Origin of the sequence: Hydrogenimonas sp. (genome assembly GCF_029932565.1) — a bacterium.
Classification (GTDB): Bacteria; Campylobacterota; Campylobacteria; order Campylobacterales; family Hydrogenimonadaceae; genus Hydrogenimonas.
On the sequence record NZ_JAOZPV010000063.1, the window covers coordinates 5,935 to 10,656 of the forward strand.

Below are 4,722 nucleotides of genomic sequence, written 5' to 3' on the forward strand. Positions count from 1 at the left end.
TATCTAATATCTACAAGGAGAAAGATCATGGATCTCGAACAGCAATATGCCCAGGCGTGTCTGCAGATACTTCGCAGTGACGACCTGGTTCTGCCCGATTCAATTGCCAGAGAGCTCGCTGACCACCCTTTCGCATCCGAATTGATCGAAGACGAGAATGGCACACTCTATCTGAAGATTTACGGCAGGGAACACTTCATGCTGACGCAGATCGTACCCCTTCTGAAAAATATCGGATTGACGGTTCACAGCGAGATCTCCTACGACATCCCCTACGAGAACGAGAAAATTTATGTCAGCCGCTACCGTATCGGTAACGACCAGGTCGATGATATCAAACGGACAAAAGCGAACATACTCGATCTGCTGAAACGGATGCTTTGTTGCCCGACACTGCCCAATACACCGCTTCTGAAGCTGACACTGCTTGAAAATCTTTCGCCCAGGGAGCTCGAACTGCTCAATGCATTGATCGATTTCGAAAATCAGCTCGTTCTCGCGTTCAACCGGGTGACGATCACGGATGTATTGATTCGGCACCATGAAGTGACGAAATCGCTGCTGACCTATTTCTATCTGAAGTTCAATCCGAATGTCAAACGACGCAGAAGTGAAATGTCGAAATGCGAGGATCAGATCGAGTCGCTTCTGCATCCGATCACCCATATCACCGAAGACCTCGTCATCCGCATGTTTTTCGAGATCGTGAAACGGATGGTTCGGACCAACTTTTTCCTCGGCAAAGATGTCATCGCCTTCAAAGTGCATACCGACGAAATCGAGAGCAAAATCGACGGCATACAGCCCAGAATCGAGGCGTTCGTGCACCATTACAGCCTGAGCGGCGTTCACCTTCGCATGGGCAATGTCAGCCGTGGTGGTCTGCGCTGGAGCGACCGCTTCGAAGATTACCGTGTCGAGGTGCGTTCGCTGATGCTGACACAGGAGGGAAAAAATGCGATCATTGTCCCCTGCGGTGCGAAGGGGGGCTTCATCATCCGCCTTCCGAAAGAGGAGATAACGAGAGAGGTGTTTGCAAAGTTTTATGAGTTGTATATCGATGCACTCCTCGACCTGGTGGACAATCAGGAGGGCGGCCGGACCATCGTCGAGCCGAAAATCGTGCGTTACGATGACGACGATATCTATTTTGTCGTCGCGGCCGACAAGGGGACGGCCCATATGAGCGATACGGCGAATGCGATCGCCATTCGGCGGGGCTTCTGGCTGGGCGATGCGTTCGCCAGCGGGGGAAGCCATGGCTACAGCCACAAAGATCTGGGGATTACGGCCAAGGGTTCGCTCCGTTCGGTGGAACGGTTTTTTATCGAAGAGGGGATCAACTTTTACGACACGCCGATCACGGTGGTCGGCATCGGCTCGATGAATGGTGACGTATTTGGAAACGGCATGCTGCAGAGCCGCCATTTCAAGCTTCTCGCCGCGTTCAGCCACAACGAAATTTTTATCGACCCCGATCCCGATCCGGAAACGGCGTACCGTGAGCGCGAACGGCTTTTCAACGCAAGTCCGAAAGGAGGATGGCGCCACTACGATCCGAAAAAGATCAGCGAGGGCGGCGGCGTATTCCGTCGGGATGAAAAGGAGATCCCGCTGACACCGCAGATGCAGAAACTCTTTCGCACAACCCGTCAGAATATGAGCGGTGAGGAGATGGTGCAGGCAGTGATGCGTCTGAAAGCGGATCTTCTCTTCAATGGCGGGGTCGGAACCTATGTCAAGGCGAGCTGGGAGAGCAATCTCGATGTCGGTGACAAGGCGAACGAGAATGTGCGAATCGATGCATCCGATCTGCGGGTCCGGGCTGTCTGCGAAGGCGGCAATCTCGGTTTTACACTTCAGGCGCGTATCGAGTATGCCAAGAGCGGGGGATTTATCAACCTCGATGCCATCGACAATTCGGCCGGGGTCAACACCAGCGACTACGAAGTCAATCTCAAAATTACGCTGGGATCGCTGGTCCGAAAAGGACAGCTCGACGAAGAGAGCCGTCTGGAAGCTCTGCAGCATCAGGCGGAGATGGTCGTCAACCGTGTTCTCTGGACCAACTACCATCAATCCCTGGCGATTTCTCTCGATTATCGCCGCAGCCAGACCGATCTGGTGCCGTTTCTGCTGGCCATCTCCCTTCTGGAGCGCGAACTCCCTGTCTTCAGCCGGAAACAGTTTCATATTCCCAAGGATGAAAAGATCACGGCGGTACTGGATGAGAAAGAGGGACTGGTGCGGCCGATACTGGGCACACTCCTCTCCTACACCAAGATTTTCGTCAAGAAGCTGCTGCTCGAGAGCGAGCTGCCCGACGACTCTTTTTCGCAGGAGTATCTGCTCAAATATTTCCCGAAAACCTTTTCGACGATCTACGAAGACGAGATTCTGGAGCATCCTCTGCGGAGGGAGATCGCGGCCACCGTCATGGCAAATCGTGTTATCAACAATGCCGGGATCACGTTCATAAGCGATTACGACGAACTGGGCAGGGATCGCTTCGTTTCAAAGATCAAGAGCTATCTCATCTGCAACCAGCTATTCGGTTCGAATGACATCCGCTACGAAATTTTCCGACACGACTACCTGATGGATGCCGAGAAGCAGTATGCGCTTCTTTTCGAAATCGGAACCACGCTGGAATTCAGTGTCAGCTGGATGATGCGTCATCTTTCGCCCGATCAGATTCATGCCCCCACGCTGCTTCGCTACCGAAGCGAAATGGCGAAACTGATGGAGATGACCCCGGAAGAGAGTATCGCGCCGATCGTCAACGAAAAGAGTCCGATCAACCGATTCTTCCATCACCTTCCCTATATGAAATTCACCGTGGCGGCGATCATTTTGCATGAACGTAACCACCGCCGTTTCGACGAAACGGCGAAACTGATGTACGCCATCATCAAACAGCTCCATATCAACGAGATCATGGAAGCCCTCGAGAACTACCGTCCGAAAAACAAAGAGGAATATACGATCAAAAAACAGCTCGAAGAGTTTATCGAATTTTCCGTAACATCGTTGAGTGAAAAGGTGATCCATTATCAGCGCAAGGATGAAACGATGGAAGAGGCGCTTGGAAGTTATCTGCACGATTGCGAGGAGCGGTATGCGGCGCTGCAGGAGGAGTTCGGGAAATTTATGGAGCAGCCCGTCATCGAGAAACTGGAAGATATTGCGATACTTGTCAACAGCCTGATGCAGATAACATTGGAGAATCCGATCTGACGGAAAGAGAAGAGGGGGTGTGAAGAGAGGGCGCTTTCCGTCAGGAAGCGCTGCTTTCCTTCACGAAAGTGAGCAGTTTTTCGATCCGTTCGATCGTCTCTTTTCTGCCGATGATACTCATAACATCACTCAGTTCCGGGCCGCCGAGACGACCGATCAGTGCAACACGCAGCGGCATTCCGATCTTGCCGAAACCGATCTCCTTTTCTCGCACGAACTCTTCCATCAGGGCGTGGTAATCGGTTGGCAGATGGAGCTCACCGGCCGTTTCGAGTTTCCTGGCGAATGTTTCGAGAATCTCGTCCGCACTGCCCTTCATCGCCTTTTTTATTGCCTTTTCATCATAATTTGACGGTGTTTCGATGACCTCTTTGATCTGCTCCGCAATCTCTTTGACCGTCTTGCATCGCTCTTTGAAGATATCGAGCAGGATTTCCCGTTTGTCGTGACTCAGGAGGTAGAGGTCGAAATCTTCGAGCAGTTTGGCCAGCCGCTCGTTGGAGCTGTTCTTGATGTAGTGGGCATTGAGCCAGAGCAGTTTGTCGGGATTGTATTGCGATGCAGAAGCGTTGATATCGGTCGGATCGAAATGTTCGAGCATTTCGTCGAGCGTGAAAATCTCCTGGTCGCCGTGACTCCACCCGAGACGGACCAGGAAATTGAGAAGCGCTTCGGGCAGGTAGCCCATCGCTTTGTACTCCATGACATCGGTGGCGCCGTCACGCTTCGACAGTTTCTTTCCGCTCGGACCAAGAATCATCGGGACATGGTAGAACCGCGGCAGTTTGAATCCCAGTGCTTCGTAGACGATGATCTGCTTCGGCGTGTTGTAGAGGTGGTCGTCGCCGCGGATGACATCGGTAATGCCCATCAGCGCATCGTCGATCGCAACGACGAAATTGTAGGTCGGCGTGCCGTCACTGCGTGCGATAATGAAATCGTCCACCTCGCTCGCCCGGATCGTAATGCTCCCTTTGATGCCGTCTTCGAACACGATATCGCCCTCCAGCGGTGCCTTGATGCGGATGACAGGCTCGATACCGGCCGGCGGTTCTCCTGTGAAATCCCTGTAGCGGCCGTCGTAACGCGGACGCTCTTTGCGCTGCATCTGCTCTTCCCGGAGTTTGTCGAGCTCCTCTTTGGTCATATAGCATCGGTAGGCTTTCCCCTCGTCCAGCAGTTTGACGATATAGCTTTTGTAGAGGTCGAAACGGTCGGATTGGTAGACCAGTTCTCCGTCGTAATCCATTCCGACCCAGTCGAACGCTTCGATGATCTTTTTTGTCGCCTCTGCCGAGTTTCGGCTGAGATCGGTATCTTCGATACGAAGTTTGAATTCTCCGCCGTTTTTGCGTGCCCAGAGATAGCTGTAAAGCGCTGTGCGCAGGCCACCGATATGCAGGTATCCCGTTGGTGAGGGGGCAAAGCGTGTCACTACCATATTGCAAGCCTTTGGAAAAAATTGGGGTATTATACCAAACCTGG

2 protein-coding genes are annotated in these 4,722 nt (G+C 52.6%); one reads left to right on the forward strand and one right to left on the reverse strand.

Features of this window, described 5'->3' with window-relative positions; genetic code table 11:
* The first annotated feature begins 27 nt into the window (after nucleotides 1-27).
* Nucleotides 28-3,237, forward strand: a complete 3,210-nt coding sequence (locus Q1K24_RS07625) for an NAD-glutamate dehydrogenase domain-containing protein (protein WP_300368356.1) — start codon at nucleotides 28-30, stop codon at nucleotides 3,235-3,237.
* Nucleotides 3,238-3,277: 40 nt separating this feature from the next.
* Here the strand turns inward: Q1K24_RS07625 and gltX are convergent, their stop codons facing one another.
* Nucleotides 3,278-4,678 (reverse strand): glutamate--tRNA ligase, encoded by a 1,401-nt coding sequence (gltX, locus tag Q1K24_RS07630; protein WP_300368359.1) that lies wholly within the window; start codon nucleotides 4,676-4,678, stop codon nucleotides 3,278-3,280.
* Nucleotides 4,679-4,722 lie beyond the last annotated feature (44 nt).

Excerpts from the sequence above, each read along its gene's own strand:
- Q1K24_RS07625 (WP_300368356.1), top strand. The coding sequence starts at position 28 with ATGGATCTCGAACAGCAATATGCCCAGGCGTGTCTGCAGATACTTCGC.
- gltX (WP_300368359.1), bottom strand. The coding sequence starts at position 4,678 with ATGGTAGTGACACGCTTTGCCCCCTCACCAACGGGATACCTGCATATC.